9 protein-coding genes are annotated in these 19,497 nt (G+C 61.7%); 4 read left to right on the top strand and 5 right to left on the bottom strand.

Annotated features, from left to right (window positions below):
- Positions 1 to 91 precede the first annotated feature (91 nt).
- From GXB78_RS15910 to GXB78_RS15900, 3 genes are all read right to left on the bottom strand, one after another.
- A complete protein-coding gene (locus GXB78_RS15910; protein ID WP_039761043.1) occupies positions 92 to 1,453 on the bottom strand; it encodes an HlyD family type I secretion periplasmic adaptor subunit in 1,362 nt (453 codons plus the stop codon).
- Positions 1,454 to 1,463: 10 nt separating this feature from the next.
- The gene (locus GXB78_RS15905) at positions 1,464 to 3,623 is read right to left on the bottom strand and encodes a type I secretion system permease/ATPase (protein WP_329516051.1); all 2,160 of its coding nucleotides are present in this window, start codon (positions 3,621 to 3,623) and stop codon (positions 1,464 to 1,466) included.
- 211 nt (positions 3,624 to 3,834) lie between these two features.
- Positions 3,835 to 5,193 carry a TolC family outer membrane protein gene (locus GXB78_RS15900; RefSeq protein WP_253500273.1) on the bottom strand — a complete coding sequence of 453 codons (1,359 nt, stop codon included), beginning with the start codon at positions 5,191 to 5,193 and terminating at the stop codon, positions 3,835 to 3,837.
- Between the two features lie 532 nt (positions 5,194 to 5,725).
- Here GXB78_RS15900 and GXB78_RS15895 point away from each other — a divergent pair.
- Complete coding sequence (locus GXB78_RS15895) at positions 5,726 to 12,853, top strand: retention module-containing protein (protein WP_329516050.1); 7,128 nt, start codon at positions 5,726 to 5,728, stop codon at positions 12,851 to 12,853.
- A gap of 296 nt (positions 12,854 to 13,149) precedes the next feature.
- On the opposite strand, the gene GXB78_RS15890 is transcribed toward GXB78_RS15895, so the two are convergent.
- On the bottom strand, positions 13,150 to 13,545 hold the full coding sequence (locus GXB78_RS15890; protein ID WP_329516049.1) for a YbaN family protein: 396 nt from the start codon (positions 13,543 to 13,545) through the stop codon (positions 13,150 to 13,152).
- A 10-nt stretch (positions 13,546 to 13,555) separates the two neighbouring features.
- Positions 13,556 to 14,143 (bottom strand): UPF0149 family protein, encoded by a 588-nt coding sequence (locus GXB78_RS15885; RefSeq protein ID WP_039761053.1) that lies wholly within the window; start codon positions 14,141 to 14,143, stop codon positions 13,556 to 13,558.
- 405 nt (positions 14,144 to 14,548) lie between these two features.
- Between GXB78_RS15885 and recQ the strand changes: the two genes are divergently transcribed.
- The 3 genes from recQ (at position 14,549) to GXB78_RS15870 (ending at position 19,369) form a co-directional block, all read left to right on the top strand.
- Positions 14,549 to 16,678 (top strand): DNA helicase RecQ, encoded by a 2,130-nt coding sequence (recQ, locus tag GXB78_RS15880; protein ID WP_329516048.1) that lies wholly within the window; start codon positions 14,549 to 14,551, stop codon positions 16,676 to 16,678.
- Between the two features lie 323 nt (positions 16,679 to 17,001).
- Positions 17,002 to 17,436, top strand: coding sequence for a MarR family transcriptional regulator (locus tag GXB78_RS15875; RefSeq protein WP_016771142.1), 435 nt, complete (start codon positions 17,002 to 17,004; stop codon positions 17,434 to 17,436).
- Positions 17,437 to 17,563: 127 nt separating this feature from the next.
- A complete protein-coding gene (locus GXB78_RS15870; RefSeq protein WP_329516047.1) occupies positions 17,564 to 19,369 on the top strand; it encodes a FimV/HubP family polar landmark protein in 1,806 nt (601 codons plus the stop codon).
- Positions 19,370 to 19,497: the final 128 nt, after the last annotated feature.

Below are 19,497 nucleotides of genomic sequence, written 5' to 3'. Positions count from 1 at the left end.
GGTCAGGCAGACTCCGCCAACAGGTTTTACGACGGCTGCGCCGTCTAGCGGGAGCAAGCTCCCTCGCCACAGGGGTTGAGTCGAGCCCGGCTCAGCGCTCACGCATCGCCTCGGTACGCGCTTTCAACACCGGTTTGAGCAGGTAATCCAGTACGCTTTTCTCACCGGTAATAATGTCCACCGTCGCCACCATCCCTGGGATGATCAGCAGCGGTTTCACGTCGCCACCCAGGTGATTCTTGTCGGTGCGCACCTGAATCAGATAGAAGCTGTTGCCCTTGTCGTCGGTAATCGTATCCGCGCCGATCAGCTCGAGTTTGGCGCTCAGCCCGCCGTAAATCGTGTAGTCGTAGGCACTGAACTTGACCATGGCTTTCTGGCCCGGATGCAGGAACGCGACGTCCTGCGGACGGACCTTGGCTTCGATCAGCAGGTTGTCTTCCAGCGGCACGATTTCGACCATGTCGCTGCCCGGCTGAACCACGCCGCCGATGGTGTTGACCTTCATCTGCTTGATCACCCCGCGTACCGGCGAGGTCACTGTAGTACGGCTGACGCGGTCGTCGATGGCGATGCTCGAGGCGGTGATTTTTGACAGGTCGGTGCGTTTCTCATTCAGCTCTTTCGCCGCTTCAGAACGGAAGGTTTGCTCGGATTCGTCGATCTTGCTGCGGATCTCGGCGATGGCTGATTCGGCGCGGGGAATCGCCAGCGTGGTAGCGTTCAGCGAACCACGGATCTCCACCGCGCTGCGTCTGAGCCGGAGGATTTCCACCGGTGACACCGCGCCGGTTTTCACCAGCGGTTCGGACATGTTCATCTCTTGTTGCAGCAGCGCCAGGCTCGAGCTGAACTGGCCCTGCTTGGAGCGAAATTCGGCCAGCTCCTGGGTTTTCTGCCGCAGCTGTTCGCTGAGGGTCCGCTGTTCGCTGGCCAAGCGCCGTTGACGTTGCTCGTACAGCGAGCGCTCGTCCTCGGCGACTTGCGGTGCCTTGGCGATTACTTCGGCAGAAAGCTTGAAGGGGCGTCCCTCGGCCTCTGCTGACAAGCGTTCGACCTGCGCCGTCAGGGCGTAACGGTCGGCTTCGCTTTCGCCCTTGTTCGAGCGAAAGCGCGTGTCATCCAGGCGCAACAGGGTGTCGCCCTTGCCGACCATCTGACCTTCGCGAACGAAAATCTCGGTGACGATGCCGCCCTCGAGGTTCTGGATCACCTGGACCTTGCTCGACGGAATCGCCTTGCCTTCGCCCATGGTCACTTCTTCGAGCACGGCAAATTTGGCCCAGACCAGGGCGGCGATCAGCAGCGCTGCCGCCAGCCATACGGTGATCCGCGATTTGCGCGGCGAATCCTGCAACGCCGCGCCGGCGGTTTCCGGCATGAACTCGGCTTCGGCGCTTTTGCCGAAGCTGTCGAAGTAGCCGCGCTTGTTGCTATCGGAGGAAGCAGGCATGGCGTAACTCCTAGACCGCCGCCGAGCCGACACGGCCCTTGCGCAGTGCATCGATGACCGCTTCTTTCGGGCCGTCTGCGACGACCCGGCCGTTGTCCAGCACCAGCAACCGGTCCACCAGGCTCAGCATTGAGGTGCGATGGGTGACCAGCAGCAGGGTTTTGCCTTGCACCCAGCCATGCAGTTTCTGCCGCAGCGCATCTTCGCTGCTGTTGTCCATGGCACTGGTGGGCTCGTCGAGCAGCATGATCGGCGGATCGAGCAGTAACGCCCGCGCCAGCAACACCGCCTGGCGCTGGCCGCCGGACAGCAGTTGCCCGCGCTCGCCCACCGGACGGTCGAAGCCTTGCGGGTGCTGTCGGGCCAGCTCGGTGACGCCGGTCAGTTCGGCGACTTCGAGCATGCGTGAGTCGCTGATGTAGCGCGCGCCCAGGGTCAGGTTGTCCCGCAGGCTGCCAGCCAGCAGCGGCAGGTCGTGGGCGACATAACCGATCTGCTGGCGCAGGTCAGCCACGTCCAACTGGCGCAGGTCGAGGCCGTCGAGCAGCAACTGGCCTTCCTCCGCTTCATAGAAACCCATGACCAGCCGCGCCAAGGTGCTTTTCCCCGAACCGCTGCGGCCGATGATGCCGACCCGCTCGCCGGGTTTCAGGCTGAAGCTGACCTCGCTCAGCGCTGGCGCATTCTGGCCGTTGTAATGAAAAGTCACGCCGCTGACATCCAGCGCACCTTGCAGCTGCGTGCGTTCCAGCGGCCGTTGTTTACCGTCACGTTCCTGCGGCAGGGCCATCAGCGCGTCGGTGCTTTTCATGGTCAGTTGCGCTTGCTGGTAGCGGGTGATCAACCCGGCGATCTGGCCGAGCGGGGCAAGCACACGACTGCCGAGCATATAAGTGGCGACCAGCGCGCCGACACTGAGGTTGCCGGCGATGATGCTGTAGACCCCGGCGACAATCGTTGCCATCCCGGAAAACTGCTGGATGAACAGGGTGCCGTTGGTGGCCAGCGCGGACAGGTTGCGCGCATGGCTGTCGAGGCGGGTGAGGGCGCCGTGGGTGCTTTCCCATTTGTGTTGGCGCTCGCTTTCCGCGCCGCAGGCCTTGAGCGTTTCCAGGCCGCCGAGGGTTTCGATCAGCAGCGCCTGACGCTCGGCGCCGAGGCTCAGGCTTTTCTGCACGGTGTCGCGCAGGCGCACCTGAATCGCCATGGCGAAAATGATGGTGATCGGAAACGCCAGCAGCGGAATCACCACCAGCCAGCCGCCGAGCAGGCCGATCACTACCAGCATCAACACCACGAAGGGCAAGTCGATCAGGCTGGTCAGGGTCACGGCGGTGAGGAATTCACGCAGGCCCTGGAAGTCGTGAATGCTCTGGGCGAATCCGCCGATGGTCGCCGGCCGCGCTTTCATCGACATGCCGGTGATGCGCTCGAACAAAGTTGCCGAGAGGATTACATCGGTTTTCTTCCCGGCAGTGTCGAGCAGATGCGCGCGCACCACGCGCAGCACCAGCTCAAAACCGGTGCCGATCAACAGGCCGATCGACAGCACCCACAGTGTCGACGTCGCCTGATTCGGCACCACGCGATCGTAGGTCTGCATGACGAACAGCGGCACCATCAGGCCGAGCAGGTTGATCAGGAAACTGGCGAGGATCGCATCGCTGTACAGCCATTTCGACAGTTTGAGAGTGTCGCGAAACCACGCATGCACCCGTGGCACCAGCGGCGCGCGCAGGTCTTCGAGTTCGTGGCGCGGGCGGGCGAACAAGGCCTGGCCGCTGTAGTGTTCGCTGAGTTCTTCGCGACTGACCCATTGCTCGCCGCCATCGGCTTCACTGGGCAGCAGCAGGGCTTTGCCGTCCTCGGCAAAGCGGCGCAGCACGGCGGTGCGGCCGTCGTTGAGCAGCAACAGGATCGGCAGGTTTAGCGGCGAGATGTCTTTCAGTTCACGACGCAACAACCGCGCCTGCAACCCGGCCCGCGCCGCTGCACGGGGCAGCAGATCGAGGCTCAGGCGCTGTTTGTGCAGGGGCAACCCGGCACTGAGGCTGGCACGACTGACCGTGGCGCCGTGCAGTTTGCAGAGGATCAGCAGACCGTCGAGTAACGGATCATCGAAGCTCAAGCGCGGATCGACCCCGGTGGCGCCGGGTTCCATGCTGGTCATAGTGATTGCCTCTCCTGAAGACGACTCGATAACTCTGTGGCGAGGGAGCTTGCTCCCGCTGGGCTGCGCAGCAGCCCCAGACTTCAGTTATGCGCAAGGAATGAGCGCTGCGCACTCAAGCGGGAGCAAGCTCCCTCGCCACAATTGATCGTTTCCACGCTCTGCGAGGGAACGATCAGAGATCGCAGCCTTCGGCAGCTCCTGCACGGATCTATTTCAACTCGGGCAGGCGCGCCTGGTTTTTCACTTCAGTGGTGGCAATCGCATCAGCCGGCAGCACCACGCGCTGTTTGCTCAGCAACTGGCCCATGTTCGCCAGCACCCGGTACATCGAATATTCCTCGGTGTAGCGGATTTCGGTGTAGCGACGGTTGGCGTTGTACAGCTCGTTTTCGCTGTCGAGCAGGTCGAGCAAGGTGCGTTGGCCGAGGCCGAACTGGTCCTGATAAGCGACGCGGACGCGTCTGGAGGTTTCAGCGTATTCGCGAGCGGTCGGCGTTTGTTTCCTTGCGTTTTCCATGGCGTTCCAGGCTAGACGAATATTCTCGTTGAGCTGACGCAGGGCGTTGTTGCGGATGTCCATCGCCTGATTGATGTCGTGTGCGTTGGCGGCCAGACGGGCCTTGTCGCTGCCGCCACGGAACAGGTTGTAGTTCATCACCACACCTACTCGCCATTCGTTGTCGTGGCCTTCATCGCCCTGCACATTGTTGTTCGCACCCACTGCCGCTTCCGCGTCGAAGCGCGGGTAGAACGGTGACTTGGCCACTTCGTACTGGCTCTCGGCGGACTGCACGTCAGCCTGGGCCGATTTCAGGTACGGGTTGTTATCGACCATGCTCTGCTGCGCTTCACGCAGGTCCGGCGGCATCTCACCGCGAGTCGAGGCCGGGGTTTCCAGCTCGTCGGGCATGCGTCCGACCACGCTGTAGAAATTCGACTCGGCGTCGGCGAGATCGACTTCGGCAGTGTCGAGGTTGTTCTGCGCCAGTGCACGGCGGGCAACCGATTGATCGGAGTCGGCGGTACTGCCGATGCCGCGCTCGGTGCGCAGGCCGATCTGATCGTTGACCCGCAAGTGCGCCTGCAGGTTGTTTTTCGCCAGCGTCACCAGCTCGCGACGCTTGAGCACTTCGAGGTAGACCTCGATGGTGCGCAGGGCCAGATCCTGTGCGGTGCCTTGCGCGTAATAGGCGCGCGAGTTGGACACGCCCTTGGTGCGCTCGACCTCGTTGGCGGTGTTGAAACCGTCGAAGATCATCTGCCGCAGGCGCAGCTCGGACTGGGTGTAGTTGAGGATTTCGGTGTTGTGATTACCGAAGGCGCGGGTGTTGGTGTTGTCGCTGTAGCCGCGCCCATAGGCTGCGTTCAGATCGACCGACGGATAAAATCCGCCCTTGGCCACTTTCACCTGTTCATCGGCTGACAGGCGAGCGTCCACGCGCGAAGCCAGTTCCGGGTGAGTGGCGATGGTGCTTTGGATCGCCTCGGTGAGGTTCATCGCCTGGGCTTGGGAAGTGCAAGCCATGGCCAGCAAAACCGCGCTGCAGAGGGGGGTTAAAACGCGCATGGGTGCATCTCCCTGGATCTCAATGTTGTGTTACCGTCGCCAAATATTTGACGTAAATTTAGGGTGTAAGCGTTTCACTCTTGTAACAACAGAGCTAAGAACATCCTAGAGCGTAGCTAAGAAAAAATTTTCATAAGGCTTATGCCAAAAAAAACTTATGCGGTTTGTAAAAAGCGGCACATTGTTCAGCTCGAAAGCCTTTGTTTCATGCGCTTTAGGGAGCTCGAAAAGGCTTGAGGAAAGTTCCATTCACTTTGCGAGACACGGCGAAGTACTGCTGAAGGGGAGGGACGCGTAGCGGCGAATGAGCGACAGATTTTTGTCACTCGAGTGATTCAACGCTGTTACGTAGCGCTAGTGGGTCGATGAATTGGACAGGGTTGGCAAGTGCTTGATGGCGCTGAAAATTCTCTTCAGAAGCGGCCTGCGAAACGAACTGTCGAGGGTGCGAGCGTCGCCCCCGGCAACCCGATTGAGCCATGGGCTGCTTCGCGAACCAGTGCCGACGGTGGTCGGCAGCGGAGGATTTCACATGGCAACGCTCATCGGTACGGTCACCAAAGTCATTGGTCAGGTATTTGCCCAGAAGGGCAATGGCGAGAAAATTCTCTTGATCGAAGGCGATCGCTTGTACGCCGGCGATCAACTGATCACTGGCGCGGAAGGAGCGGTAGCGGTGAAGCTGCAAAACGGCCAGGAAATGACCCTTGGGCGCGGCAGCAGCATCACCATGACCGGCCAATTGCTGGCCGACCAGGCTGTCTCGGTGAACGTAGACGAAGCCCAGACCCCGAGCCAGGCGCAACTGACCGATGTCGAGCAGATCCAGAAAGCCATCGCCGCCGGTGAAGACCCCAGCAAAACCGCCGAAGCCACCGCTGCCGGCCCCAACGCGCCCACTGGCAATCCCGGTGAACTGGGCGGCGGGCACAGCTTCGTGCTGCTGACCGAAGTCGGCGGCCGGGTCGATCCGGTGATCGGTTTCCCAACCGCCGGTTTCAATGGCATTCCCGAATTCCCCGATTATCGCCGCGACGCGGACAACGACACTGGCGATGACACCCCAGCGCCGATCGTGGTGCCACCGCCAGCGGTGAACAACCCGGTCATCCTCAACGGCCTCGACGCGGCAGGCGGCGAGCTGAACCTCGATGAAGCCAATCTGCCTGAGGGTACAGCGGCCAATCCGGGCGCTCTGACCCAGAGTGGCAGCTTCACCGTCTCGGCACCGGATGGCTTGAACAGCCTGAGCATCGGCGGCATCAACGTGATCGTTGGCGGCGTGCCGATCGGCTTTCCGCAATCGATCACTACGCAGCTCGGCAACACCCTGACCATCACCGGTTACAACCCAGCGACCGGCACGGTCAGCTATAGCTACACCCTCACCGGCAACGAGACCCATGCGGCCGGTGACGGTGTGAACAACCTCAGCGAACAGTTCACCGTGATCGCCACCGACAGCAACGGCGACAGCGCCACCGGCACGCTGGACGTGAATATCACTGATGATGTGCCCAAAGCGTTCGACGACGCCAACGGCATTGCCTCGGAAACCTTGCTGACCCTGACCGGCAACGTTCTGACCAATGACATACAAGGCGCTGACCGTGTGCCCACCGGCCCGGTTACCCCCGGTACTTTCACCGGTACTTACGGCACTTTGGTTCTGAACGCTGACGGCACTTACACCTACACGCTCAATACCAGCGACGTCGATTTCAAAAACCTGCACGGCGGCGGCAACGGCACGGAGACCTTCGCCTACACCATCACCGATGCCGACGGCGATACCAGCAGCGCCAACCTCGTTCTGCAGATTCACAACAATGACGATCCAGTCACCATCGACGGCCTGAACGTCGCCGGCGGCGAACTGACGGTTTACGAGAAAAACCTCAGCGACGGCAGCGCGCCGGACACTGGCGCGCTGACGCACAACGGCACCTTCACTATCACCGCTCTGGACGGCGTGACTACGCTGACCGTCGGTGGCATCGCCGTGGTCACCAATGGCGTCGCCGCAGGCTTTCCGCAGTCGATTACCACACCACTGGGCAGCACGCTGACCATCACCGGTTTCAACGCGGCAACCGGTGTGGTCAGTTACAGCTACACCCTGGCCGATAACGAAGCCCATCCGAATGCCAACGGCGCCAACAATCTGCCTGAGCAATTTGCGGTCACGGTCGTTGACGACAACGGCACGACGGCCACCGGCACCCTCGACGTCAACATTGTCGACGACCTGCCGAAAGCCATCGATGACAGCAACGGCACCGCGTCGGAAAGCCAACCGACCCTGACCGGCAACGTCCTGACAAACGATGTTCAAGGCGCTGATCGCGTACCCACAGGCCCAGTCACGCCAGGCACCTTCACCGGTACTTTCGGCACCTTGGTACTCAACGCCGACGGCACCTACACCTACACCCTGAACACCAACGACGCCGACTTCAAAAACCTGCACGGCGGTGGCAACGGCACTGAAACCTTCGCCTACACCATCACTGATGCCGACGGCGATACCAGCACCGCCAATCTCGTATTGAACATCCATAACAACGACGATCCGGTGCTGCTCAATGGCCTCGACGTCAACGGCGGCGAACTCACCGTCTACGAAAAAAACCTCAGCGACGGCACCAGCCCCAATACCCCGGTGCTGACTCAGAACGGCACTTTCACCGTCAGCGCTCTCGATGGTCTGCAGACCCTCACGGTCGGCGGCATCGCCGTCATCACCAACGGCGCGGCCGCAGGGTTTCCGCAATCGGTGATCACCCCGCTGGGCAGCACTTTGACCATTACCGGTTATGACCCGGCAACCGGCGTGGTCAGTTACAGCTACACCCTGGCCGACAACGAAGCCCATCCAACCGCCAACGGCGCCAACAGCCTCACCGAGAACTTTGACGTCGTCGCCACCGACACCGATGGCAGCACCGCCAGCGGCCAGATCAACGTCAACATCGTCGACGATTTGCCAACCGCGCATGCAGATGCGGCTTCGGTGGCGGAGGGCGGCACCGTCAGCGGCAATGTGCTCAACAACGATATCGGCGGCGCGGATGGCCCTGCGGTTACCGGCGCAGTGGTTGGCGTGCGCGCCGGTGCCGACACTTCGACCTCGGCCATCGGCGGGCTCAATTCGCAGATCAACGGCACCTACGGCTACCTGACCCTTGATGCCAACGGCAACGCGGTCTATCACAGCAATCCCAACGTGGTGAACGGCCCGGGCGCGGTGGACGTATTCACCTACACCGTGCGCGATGCCGATGGTGATGAAAGCACCACGACCATCACCATCGATGTCTACAACAGTTGCCTGAAAGCGGTCAGCGACAGCGACGTCACCGTCTACGAAAAGGCCCTCGACCTGACCAAGGATGGCCAGGATCTGGCGGCAGGCAGCGTGGTCGGCAGCGATCCGAACAGCACTGGTGAAACCGCCTCCGGCACGCTGGTCGGTTCGGTCACTGGCGCGGTGGGCGCGATCAGCTACGCGCTGGTCGGCAGCGCCACCGGCAACTACGGGCAGATCGTCCTCAACGCCAATGGCACCTACACCTACACCCTGACGTCACCAGCAACGACCACGCCGCACGCGGACGACGGCGCCAACAGCCTGAGCGAAACCTTCACCTATCAGGCCACCGATTCGCTGGGTAACGTCGTCACCAGCAGCATCGTTGTGAGCATCGTCGATGACGTGCCGAAAGCGCTGAACGACAGCAACGCGACCAACGCGACCGAAGCCCAGTTGACCCTGACCGGCAACGTTCTCGATAACGATGTGCAAGGCGCCGACCGCGTCGCCAGCGGCCCGGTGACCGCCGGCACGTTCACCGGCACTTACGGCACGCTGGTGCTCAACGCCAACGGCACTTACACCTACACGCTGGACGCCAATGACGCCGATTTCAAAAACCTCCACGGCGGCGGCAACGGCACGGAAACCTTCGCCTACACCGTCACCGACTCCGACGGCGACACCAGCACCGCCAACCTGGTGCTGAACATCCACAACAACGACGACCCGGTGTGCCTCGACGGCCTCGACGTGAAGGGCGGCGAAATCACCGTCTACGAGAAAAACCTCGGCGACGGCAGCAACCCCGACACCTCGGCGCTGACCCGGAGCGGGAGCTTCACCGTGACCGCCCTCGATGGCCTGCAAACCCTGACGGTTGGCGGTATCGCGGTGATCAGCAATGGCGTCGCCGCCGGTTTGCCGCAATCGGTGGTCTCGCCGCTGGGCAGCACCTTCACCATCACCGGTTACGACCCGGCCACCGGCGTGGTCAGTTACAGCTACACCCTGGCCGACAACGAAGCCCATCCGAACGCCAACGGTGCCAATAGCCTCAGCGAGAACTTCGACGTGGTCGCCACCGACACCGATGGCAGCACGTCCAGCGGTCAGATCAACGTCAATATCGTCGATGACCTACCGACCGCGCACGCGGATGCCGCTTCGGTGGCGGAGGGCGGCACCGTCAGCGGCAATGTGCTGGACAACGACATCGGCGGTGCTGACGGCCCGGCGGCCACAGGCGCTGTGGTGGGCGTGCGTGCCGGTGCCGACACCTCCACTTCAGCCGTCGGCGGTTTGAATTCGCAGATCAACGGCACCTACGGCTACCTGACTCTGGATGCCAACGGCAACGCGGTCTATCACAGCAATCCCAATGTGGTGAACGGCCCGGGCGCGGTGGATGTGTTCACCTACACCGTGCGCGATTCCGATGGCGACGAAAGCACCACGACGATCACCATCGACGTGCACAACAGTTGCCTGACCGCCGTCAGCGACACCGACGTCACCGTCTACGAAAAAGCCCTCGACCTGAACAAGGATGGCCAGGATCTGACCCCCGGCACCGTCACCGGCAGCGAACCGGGCAACACCGGCGAAACCGCCAGCGGCACGCTGGTCGGTTCGGTCAGTGGTGGCAGCGGCGCGATCACGTACACCTTGGTCGGCAACGCCACCGGCAGCTATGGGCAACTGCAACTCAACGCCGACGGCACCTACACCTATACGCTGACCTCGGCGCCGAAAACCGCGCCGAGCGCCAACGACGGGCCGAATACCCTCAGCGAAACGTTCACCTACAAAGCCACCGATGCGCTGGGCAACAGCACCACCAGCACCCTCGTGGTCAACATTGTCGACGATGTGCCGAAAGCCGTTGCCTCCGATCGTTCGGTGACGGCGGTAGAGATCGATTCCAATGTGCTCATCGTCCTCGACATTTCCGGCAGCATGGCCGATGCCTCCGGTGTTCCGGGCCTGTCGCGGCTGGCACTGGCCAAGCAGGCCATTGGTGCCTTGCTCGACAAGTACGATGATCTGGGCGATGTGAAAGTGCAGTTGGTGACATTCAGCAGCAATGCCGCCGACCGCACCACGGTGTGGGTCGATGTCGCCACCGCCAAGACGCTTCTTGCCGGTCTGAATGCCGGCGGCGGCACCAACTACGATGCCGCCGTGGCGGTGATGCAGAACGCGTTCAACACCTCGGGCAAACTCACCGGGGCGCAGAACGTCGGCTACTTCTTCTCTGACGGCAAGCCCAACGAGGGCGACATCGGCACGGCTGACGAAGCCGCGCTGAAAAACTTCCTCGATGCCAACAACATCAAGAACTACGCGATCGGCCTGGGCAACGGCGTGAGCAACGCCTACCTCGATCCGCTGGCGTACGACGGTATCAGCCACACCAACACCAATGCGGTGGTGGTCACCGATCTCAACCAGCTCAACTCGGTATTGTCCGGCACCGTGCAGGGCGCGCCGGTCACCGGTTCGCTGCTGGGCGAGGGCGGTTCGTTCGGCGCCGATGGCGGTTTCATCAAGTCCATCGTGGTCGACGGCACCACCTACACCTACGATCCCAAAGCCCTCAGCGGCCAGGGTTCGTTGACCGCGAGCGGCGGCGCCAACCACGGCACCTTCAACACGGCGAACAACAGCGTCAGCATTGCTACCAATAACAGCGGCACGCTGGTAATCAACCTCGACAGCGGCGAATACAGCTACACCTCGCAGAAAACCACCGCCGTGGTGATCACCGAAAACATCGGCTTCACCGTCAGCGACAACGACGGCGATCTGGCCAGCTCCACCCTTACGGTGAAAGTGATCCCCAACGCGCCGCCGGTGGCGATGGACGATCATGTCATCACCAACCTGCTTTCCGGCAACATCGTGGTGCCCGGCGAGCTGTTGCTGGCCAATGACACCGATCCGAACGGCGACACTCTCAGCGCCACGCCAACCAGTTTCAACACCGGATGGGTGTCGAAAGCGGCGGACTTCACCGGCAGTGGCCTGATCGGCTTCACCGGGCAGCCCAATAACTCCGCCAATCAGAACCTGGCCAATGTGCGCAGCGCCTTCAGCGCCAATGCCGCGACCATGACCGCCGTGCTGGTAGTCAGCGGTTATCTCGGCATGGTGAGCAACAGCAACGCCAACGATGAAGACCGCATCACCGTCCACCTGTGTCAGGGCGAAACCCTCAATCTGGATCACAACCTTGCTGCCGGTCGCGTCGGCATGGAGTACTCGCTCAACGGCGGCGCCTGGATCGCGCTGGCGGACGGGCAAACGCTGACCGCGTCAGCCGATGGCGTCTACCAGATCCACGTCACCAACATTGCCAACGCTACGGGCAACGGCAACCCGAATGCGCCGGAAAACTATCAACTGACCATGACCTTGAACTACGCCGGGGCCCAGGACATCACGCCGAACTACCACGGCACCTACACCGCCAACGACAACCACGGCGGCAGCGACACGGCCAACGTCAGCATCAGCTATCAGGACGGCCACACCCTGACCGGCACCGCTGGCGACGATGTGCTGGTGGCGGGCAGCGGCAACAACGTGATCAACGCCGGCGACGGCAACGACGTCCTCAGCGGCGGCTCCGGCAACAACGAAATGCACGGCGGCGCCGGCAACGATTTGCTCTACAGCGGCGCCGGCAATGACCTGCTCGACGGCGGCACTGGCAGCGACACCGCCAGCTACGCCCACGCCACGGCCGCCGTCACCGTCAACCTCGGCCTGCTCGGTGCGCAACACACCCTCGGCGCCGGTACCGATACGCTGACCGGCATCGAAAATCTGCTCGGCTCGAACTTCAACGACAGCCTCACCGGCGATGGCAACAACAACGTGATCAACGGTGGTCTCGGCAACGACTTCCTCAATGGTGGCGCGGGCGATGACTTGCTGATCGGTGGCATGGGCAACAACACGATGACCGGCGGCGCAGGGGCCGACACCTTCCAGTGGCTCAAGGGCAACAGCGGCCACGACCTGATCACCGACTTCACCCCCGGCACCGACAAACTCGACCTGTCGCAACTGCTGCAAGGCGAAAACGCCAGCACCGCGTCCCTGGACGACTATCTGCACTTCACCGTCAGCGGCAGCGGCGCCTCGGTGATGACCAGCATCGACGTCAGCGCCATGGCCGGCGGCACGCCGAACCAGACCATCGACCTCGCCGGCGTCAACCTCGCCAGCCACTACGGCGTGACACCGGGGGCGGGCGGCATGGTGGCTGGGGGGCATGACACAGCGACGATCATCAGCGGCATGCTTAATGATCATTCGTTGAAGGTGGATACGGTTTGACCTGAGGTCTGAAACGACAAACCCGCCGCCCCGGTTGATTTGGGACGGCGGGTCTTGTCTGTCTGTACAGATGTGTTAGCTGTGAGTTCGCCTTCGCGGGCAAGCCCGCTCCCACAGGGTTCTTCAGTGGACGCAGAATATGTGTCCGACCAAAATCAATTGTGGGAGCGAGCTTGCTCGCGAAGAGGCCGGGTAGATCACCAAGTAACTCAGCAGACCAACATCACCCCGGCAACTCCAGATTATCCAGCACCCGACTCACCGCCAGTTCGCCAAGCACGATCAACTGCGATGTATCAGGATTTGCGCAACGTCTTCTGCCGCAAGATATAAACCGTCACCAGCACCGCACTGGTCAGCATGAACCCCCGCGCCCAAACCAGCGGCACCAGATAACACGAGAACAGAATGCTCATCCACATCAGCCCAATCGCGTAGACCTTGCCTTTGAGCGGGATGCCGTTGCCTTTGAGGTAGTCGCGAATCCATGGCCCGAGGCGTGGGTGTTCGACCAGCCAGCGATAAAAGCGCGGAGAGCTGCGCGCGAAGCAGGCCGCGGCGAGCAGGAGGAAGGGGGTGGTGGGCAGGACCGGCAGGAAGATGCCGATCACCCCCAATGCCACGCTGAGCCAGCCGATGGCCAGCAGCACGTAGCGCAACATCAGGGGGCGGTTGCCTATGGGGTTGTCCATAGGCCGGTTCTTAGTGATGACGAGGCTTGAGGATCGCCGGTTTTTCGTCGGGGGCCTGGCACAGCAGGTACAGCGCGGTCAGGGCTTCCGGGATCTGCACGATCATGTCGTCCATCAGGTTGGCGTCCTTGGCGATGTCTTCGAACTCAGGTTGCTCGTCGAACAGGCCGGAACCGACCATGATCGGCAGGAGCATTTCGCTGACTTCTTCTTCGGCGGTTTCGAACCAGGCCGCTTCGCGCAGGAACACGCCTTCCATGAAACCGATGCACCAGCCGCGCAGTTCGGAATCGTCCGGCTCTTCGCCCAGATCCAGTTCGCACGGCAGTTCGAATTCTTCATCCGAGGCCAGTTGGCGAGCAATGTGCGCCTTGAGGCCGATCAGTGTGGCTTCGATTTCGGCACGCTGGGCTTCGTCGCTGTAATGCGGCTCTTCGGCGAACAGCGCGTCGATCCACTCGCGCTCCGGAACGTCTTCGGAGCAGATCGACAGCGCGGTCAGGTAACCGTGGGCGGCGACGTAATCCAGCGCCTCGTCGTGCAGCTCGTCGGCGTCGAGGAAGACTTGCAGGCGGGTCAGTTGCTCAGCGAAGGACATTACGGGGCTACCTTGGGGAATAAACAATGCGGGAATTCTAGGCCTTCTTGCGCGCTCTAGCCAGCCGCTTGGCAGATTTGCCCGAATTACCGGCCTTACTGGAAAGATGAATAACCCTGTGGGAGCGAGCCTGCTCGCGAAGGCGGTGTATCAGGCACTTTTCTATCGACTGACAGGTCGCTTTCGCGAGCAGGCTCGCTCCCACAGGGTTTTGTGTGTGGCAGGTTTATCAGTGTCTTCTCAGCGGCACCCTGTGCGGCGAAGGCCTCGGGTATACTGCCGCGTTTTGCGATCCCTGCCGGCGCTGCGCTGGTCATGCAATGTGTTCTTACGTTTTGTTTAAGCAGCCGAAGCTGCTCTGAACCAGCCTGAGCAGGGATGTATCGGTAGATTTTTGGAGTTTTTATGCTCGAACAGGCTCAACGCGTCCTCAAGGACATCTTCGGCTACGACAGTTTCCGTGGCCGGCAGGGTGCGATTATTGAGCGCGTGGCCAGCGGCGGTGATGCGCTGGTGCTGATGCCTACCGGTGGCGGCAAGTCGTTGTGCTTCCAGGTGCCGGCGCTGCTGCGCGAAGGCCTGGCCGTGGTGGTATCACCACTGATCGCGCTGATGGACGATCAGGTCGCCACCCTTGAAGAACTCGGCGTGGCCGCCGCTGCGCTGAACTCCACGCTGAGCGCCGAGCAGCAGCGCGATCTCGCCGTGCGGATCAAGCGCGGCGAAGTGAAAATGCTCTATCTGGCGCCCGAGCGATTGGTGCAGCCGCGCATGCTGGCGTTCCTGCAAAGCCTGGAAATCGCCTTGTTCGCCATCGACGAAGCGCATTGCGTATCGCAATGGGGCCACGACTTCCGCCGCGAGTATCTGCAACTGGGCCAATTGGCAGAACTGTTCCCGAACGTTCCGCGCATCGCCCTCACCGCGACTGCCGACAAGCGCACCCGCGAAGAAATCGTCGATCGCCTGCACCTGCAGAACGCCGAACGCTTCCTGTCGAGCTTCGACCGCCCGAATATTTTCTACCGCATCGTCCCGAAAGAGCAGCCGCGCAAGCAGTTGCTGGCGTTCCTCGCCGAACGGCGCAGCGACGCCGGCATCGTTTATTGCCTGTCGCGCAAGAAGGTCGAAGAAGTGGCGGCATTCCTCAGTGAGCAGGGCTTCCCGGCGCTGCCGTATCACGCCGGTCTGCCCAACGATCTGCGCGCCTATCACCAGAAGCGCTTCCTCAATGAGGAAGGCCTGATCATGGTCGCCACGGTGGCTTTCGGCATGGGCATCGACAAGCCCAACGTGCGCTTTGTGGCGCACCTCGATCTACCGAAATCCCTTGAGGCCTACTACCAGGAAACCGGGCGCGGTGGCCGTGACGGTCTGCCGGCAGATGCGTGGATGGCTTACGGTCTGCAAGACGTGGTGATGCTCAAGCAGATGCTGCAGAACTCCGAAGGCGACGAACGGCATAAACGTCTGGAGCAGCACAAGCTCGACGCCATGCTCTCGCTGTGTGAAGAAACCCGCTGCCGTCGGCAGGCGCTGCTGGCCTATTTCGACGAAGACATGCCCGAGCCGTGCGGCCATTGCGACAACTGTGTCGACGGCGTGCAGACCTGGGACGCCACCGAGCCCGCGCGCCAGGCGTTGTCGGCGATTTTCCGCACCGGCCAGCGTTACGGCGTCGGCCATCTGGTCGATGTCTTGCTGGGCAAGGACAACGAAAAGGTGCGCAGCTTCGGCCATCAGCATCTGTCGGTGTTTGGCGTGGGCAAGGCGTTGAGCGAGAGCGAGTGGCGCTCACTGTTCCGCCAGTTGGTGGCGCGTGGGTTGGCCGATGTCGATCACGAAGGTTATGGCGGTCTGCGCTTGAATGACAGTTGCCGGCCTTTGCTCAAAGGCGAAGTGAAGCTGGAACTGCGTCGCGACCTGAAACCGCAGGTCACCGCCAAAACCGGCAGCAAGAGCCAGGCCAGCCAACTGGTGCGTGGCGAGGAACGCGAACAGTGGGAAGCCTTGCGCGCACTACGGCGCAAGCTCGCCGAAGAACACGGCGTGCCGCCATACGTCATCTTCCCCGACTCGACGCTGTTGGAAATGCTCCGTAGCCAACCGACTTCTCTGGCAGAAATGGCCCGGGTCAGCGGTGTCGGCGCGCGCAAGCTGGAACGTTACGGCGAGGCCTTCCTCGAAGTGCTCGGCGGCGAGGCTGAGGCGCCGAAGGTGGTCGCCGATGTCCGTCACGAACTGATCACCCTGGCCCGCGCCGGCATGACCCCGCTGCAGATCGCCGGGCAGTTGCAGTGCTCGGAGAAGAACGTCTACGCGATGCTCGCCGAGGCCATCGGCAAGCAGCAATTGTCGCTGGAGCAGGCGCTGGACTTGCCCGAAGAGCTGATGGGCGAGGTGCAGGACGCGTTTCTCGATGGCGAGGGCGAGTTGCCGTCCGTCGCTGAAGTGGTCGAGTTGTTCGCCGGGCGTGTGCCAGAAGGCGTGCTTTATTGCGTGCGGGCTGCGTTGCAGTCTGAATTCGAGATGTAATCTGGCCCGACCCCTCATCGGAACGCCGCCCGCCCATCCCTCTCCCCGAGGAGAGGGAGCCGACCGCGGTGTCTGGCGGCAGACATCGACCTGCAAAACCGAGTCGATTATGGATTCAGCACGGCGCTGGGACGTTGGCGAACCTCCAGAGCATCCCCCAATCAGTTCCCTCTCCCTCTGGGAGAGGGCTAGGGTGAGGGGCTCTTGATCTTCACGCAGTTGTAACGATTCAGTACAGAGCGACTCTTGCCTATAACTGCCGCCCATGCTTAGCTGACTAATAATTACAATTTCCGTATTTTCAGTCTGACCGTGAGTGTTTTATGCCGTTAACCGATCAACATCGCTTTGGTATGCAACTGGCCCAGATGTCCCGTGGCTGGCGTGCCGAACTGGATCGTCGTCTCGCCGGGCTGGGCCTTTCACAGGCGCGCTGGCTGGTGCTGCTGCATCTGGCGCGCTTTGAAGAGGCGCCGACCCAGCGCGAACTGGCGCAAAGCGTCGGCGTCGAAGGCCCGACCCTGGCGCGCTTGCTCGATAGTCTGGAGAACCAGGGACTGGTGCAACGCCAGTCGGTAATGGAAGACCGTCGGGCGAAAAAAATCGTGCTCTGCGCACCTGCGCTGCCCCTGATCGAACAAATCGAAACCATTGCCACGCAGCTGCGTCACGAATTGTTCGAAGGCGTCGACGAGGCGGATTTGAAGGTGTGCATGCGCGTGCACGGGCACATTCTGGCCAACCTGGAAAAATCTTGAGGCACATCCCGGCGGCGATTTTTTGAGAGATCGCGCTGAGCCGACTATAAGAACTACTAGGCAATATCGTGTTCGTACCGGATGTGCGAACGCATAGAAACCGGTTTTGCTTATTTAAGGGATGCTCATGCTCGCAAGTCGGCACATGCTGCGCGGGGGCGCCAAATGGCTGCTCGCTGTCGGTGTATTCAGCTATTCGACCTGGTCGATGGCGTTGGGGTTGGGCGAAATCACTGTTCACTCAGCCCTCAATCAGCCGTTCAAGGCCGACATCGCACTGGTCGATGTCGGCACGTTGACGCAAAACGATCTCTCGGCCAGCCTGGCTTCGGCGGATGAATTCGGCCGGGCCGGCGTCGAGCGGGTGTTTTTTCTCAACGACCTCAAGTTCACCCCGATCCTGCGTGGCAATCGCCAGATGATCCGGGTGACGTCGGGCAAACCGGTCAACGAACCCTTCCTGAATTTCCTCGTGCAGCTCGATCAGCCCAACGGCCGTTTGCTGCGCGAATTCACGGTGCTGATCGACCCACCGGGTTCGCCGGGCATCGTGCCCGCCACCGACGAGCCGGATCCGCGCCCGCAATCGTCCGAGTTTCCAACCGTCGAACCGGTTACCGCACCGCCCCAGGCTGCCCAGGGCAAACGCACCGCCGCGTCTGTGCCGCCAACGCCAGCTGCGCCTGCCAACGATGCGCAGGCCGAGCAACTGGCCGCCAGCGTGCTGCTGACCCAGCAGTTGCAAAAAACCATCGACGAACAGAACCTCAGACTGCAAGAACAACAAGTGCAGATAGCCGACGGCAGGAAGCAGATCGAAGATTTGCAAACCCGTCTGGCCGAAGTGCAGAAAGCACCGCCACCGCCCGTGGTCGCGCCGGTTCCGCCTGCTGTTTCAGCTCCGGTCGAGGCGACCGACGATGGCTTGAACTGGCCATTGCTCGGTGGACTGGTATTGCTGCTGGGCGTGCTGGCAGCGTTGCTCATACGCCGCCGTCAGCAACGTTCGACAGCAGATGGCACGCCGCTGCCGCTATTACCGGTGAGCGCTGAAGACGACGTCGATGAGCCCGAACTTCAACAATCTGTCGGTTCGCACGCGGCCACCGATCATCGCGATGAACCCGGTGCCGGGGACGTGCTGGAGGCTGTGGGCATCTACCTGGCCTACGGTCGACTCAGCGAAGCTGCGGGGTTGCTGCGTGATGCGGTGCACAAGGAACCCGAGCGTACCGATCTTGGTTTGCAGCTTCTTGAGGTACTGGGGCGGCAGGGTGACAGCGCAACTTACCAACAGCAGGAAAACCATCTGCGTGCGCTCGGCGTCGATGACCGCGAACTGATTGAAATCCGCGCTCGCCATCCGAAACTGGTAGGCGCCGCACCGGCGGTATTCGCGACGCCTGTTGCCCTCGAACTGCCCGCGGCCACGGCAGCGACCGTAGCTGCGCCGCTCGCATCGGCGCTCGGCCCCGCCGAGGATGATTTCGAATTGAATCTGGGCGAGCTGTCGATGGATTCAAATTGGGATCTCAACGACAGCCGCGTCGATTCCGCCGCACCGGCGATCGATGATCCGGAGCTGGGCACGAGCCTGTCAGTGCTGCCGGCCGATTTCGAACTGCCACAGGCTGCATCTGCCGAAGAAGCCGAACTTGAATGGATTCCCGAGCCTGACGCACAGCCACTCGATGACGACTTTCTCAATGAGTTCGGTGACCCCGAACCGTCGCTGGTATTGGAGCCCCTGGATCTGCAATTACCCGAGTCCAGCGAGACCGAAACCGAAGCCGCCGGCAAGCTCGAACAGGCGCAAACCTGCATCGACGATGGCGATATCGACAGTGCGATCGCACTGCTCACTGAATTGCTCATGGAAGGGGACGAGCCGTTGAAGCAGACCGCAAGGACGTTGTTGGCGGGGATTCGCTGAGCGCCGACGGATTTCGGGTTCATCCGGGACTGCTTTCGCGAGCAGGCTCGCTCCCACAGTGAAATGCGCTCTACCCTGTGGGAGCGAGCCTGCTCGCGAAGGCGTCAGATCGGCCAACAACCATTTCA

Source organism: Pseudomonas moraviensis subsp. stanleyae, from assembly GCF_036283065.1.
GTDB lineage: Bacteria > Pseudomonadota > Gammaproteobacteria > Pseudomonadales > Pseudomonadaceae > Aquipseudomonas > Aquipseudomonas stanleyae.
Note: the sequence above shows the minus strand (reverse complement) of the source record. Positions and strands in the feature narration are given on the sequence as shown.

Bases quoted from the DNA above. Each gene is read 5' to 3' on its own strand.
- GXB78_RS15895 (WP_329516050.1), top strand. From the start codon at position 5,726: ATGGCAACGCTCATCGGTACGGTCACCAAAGTCATTGGTCAGGTATTT.
- GXB78_RS15870 (WP_329516047.1), top strand. From the start codon at position 17,564: ATGCTCGCAAGTCGGCACATGCTGCGCGGGGGCGCCAAATGGCTGCTC.
- GXB78_RS15875 (WP_016771142.1), top strand. From the start codon at position 17,002: ATGCCGTTAACCGATCAACATCGCTTTGGTATGCAACTGGCCCAGATG.
- recQ (WP_329516048.1), top strand. From the start codon at position 14,549: ATGCTCGAACAGGCTCAACGCGTCCTCAAGGACATCTTCGGCTACGAC.
- GXB78_RS15890 (WP_329516049.1), bottom strand. From the start codon at position 13,545: ATGGACAACCCCATAGGCAACCGCCCCCTGATGTTGCGCTACGTGCTG.
- GXB78_RS15905 (WP_329516051.1), bottom strand. From the start codon at position 3,623: ATGACCAGCATGGAACCCGGCGCCACCGGGGTCGATCCGCGCTTGAGC.
- GXB78_RS15900 (WP_253500273.1), bottom strand. From the start codon at position 5,193: ATGCGCGTTTTAACCCCCCTCTGCAGCGCGGTTTTGCTGGCCATGGCT.
- GXB78_RS15910 (WP_039761043.1), bottom strand. From the start codon at position 1,453: ATGCCTGCTTCCTCCGATAGCAACAAGCGCGGCTACTTCGACAGCTTC.
- GXB78_RS15885 (WP_039761053.1), bottom strand. From the start codon at position 14,143: ATGTCCTTCGCTGAGCAACTGACCCGCCTGCAAGTCTTCCTCGACGCC.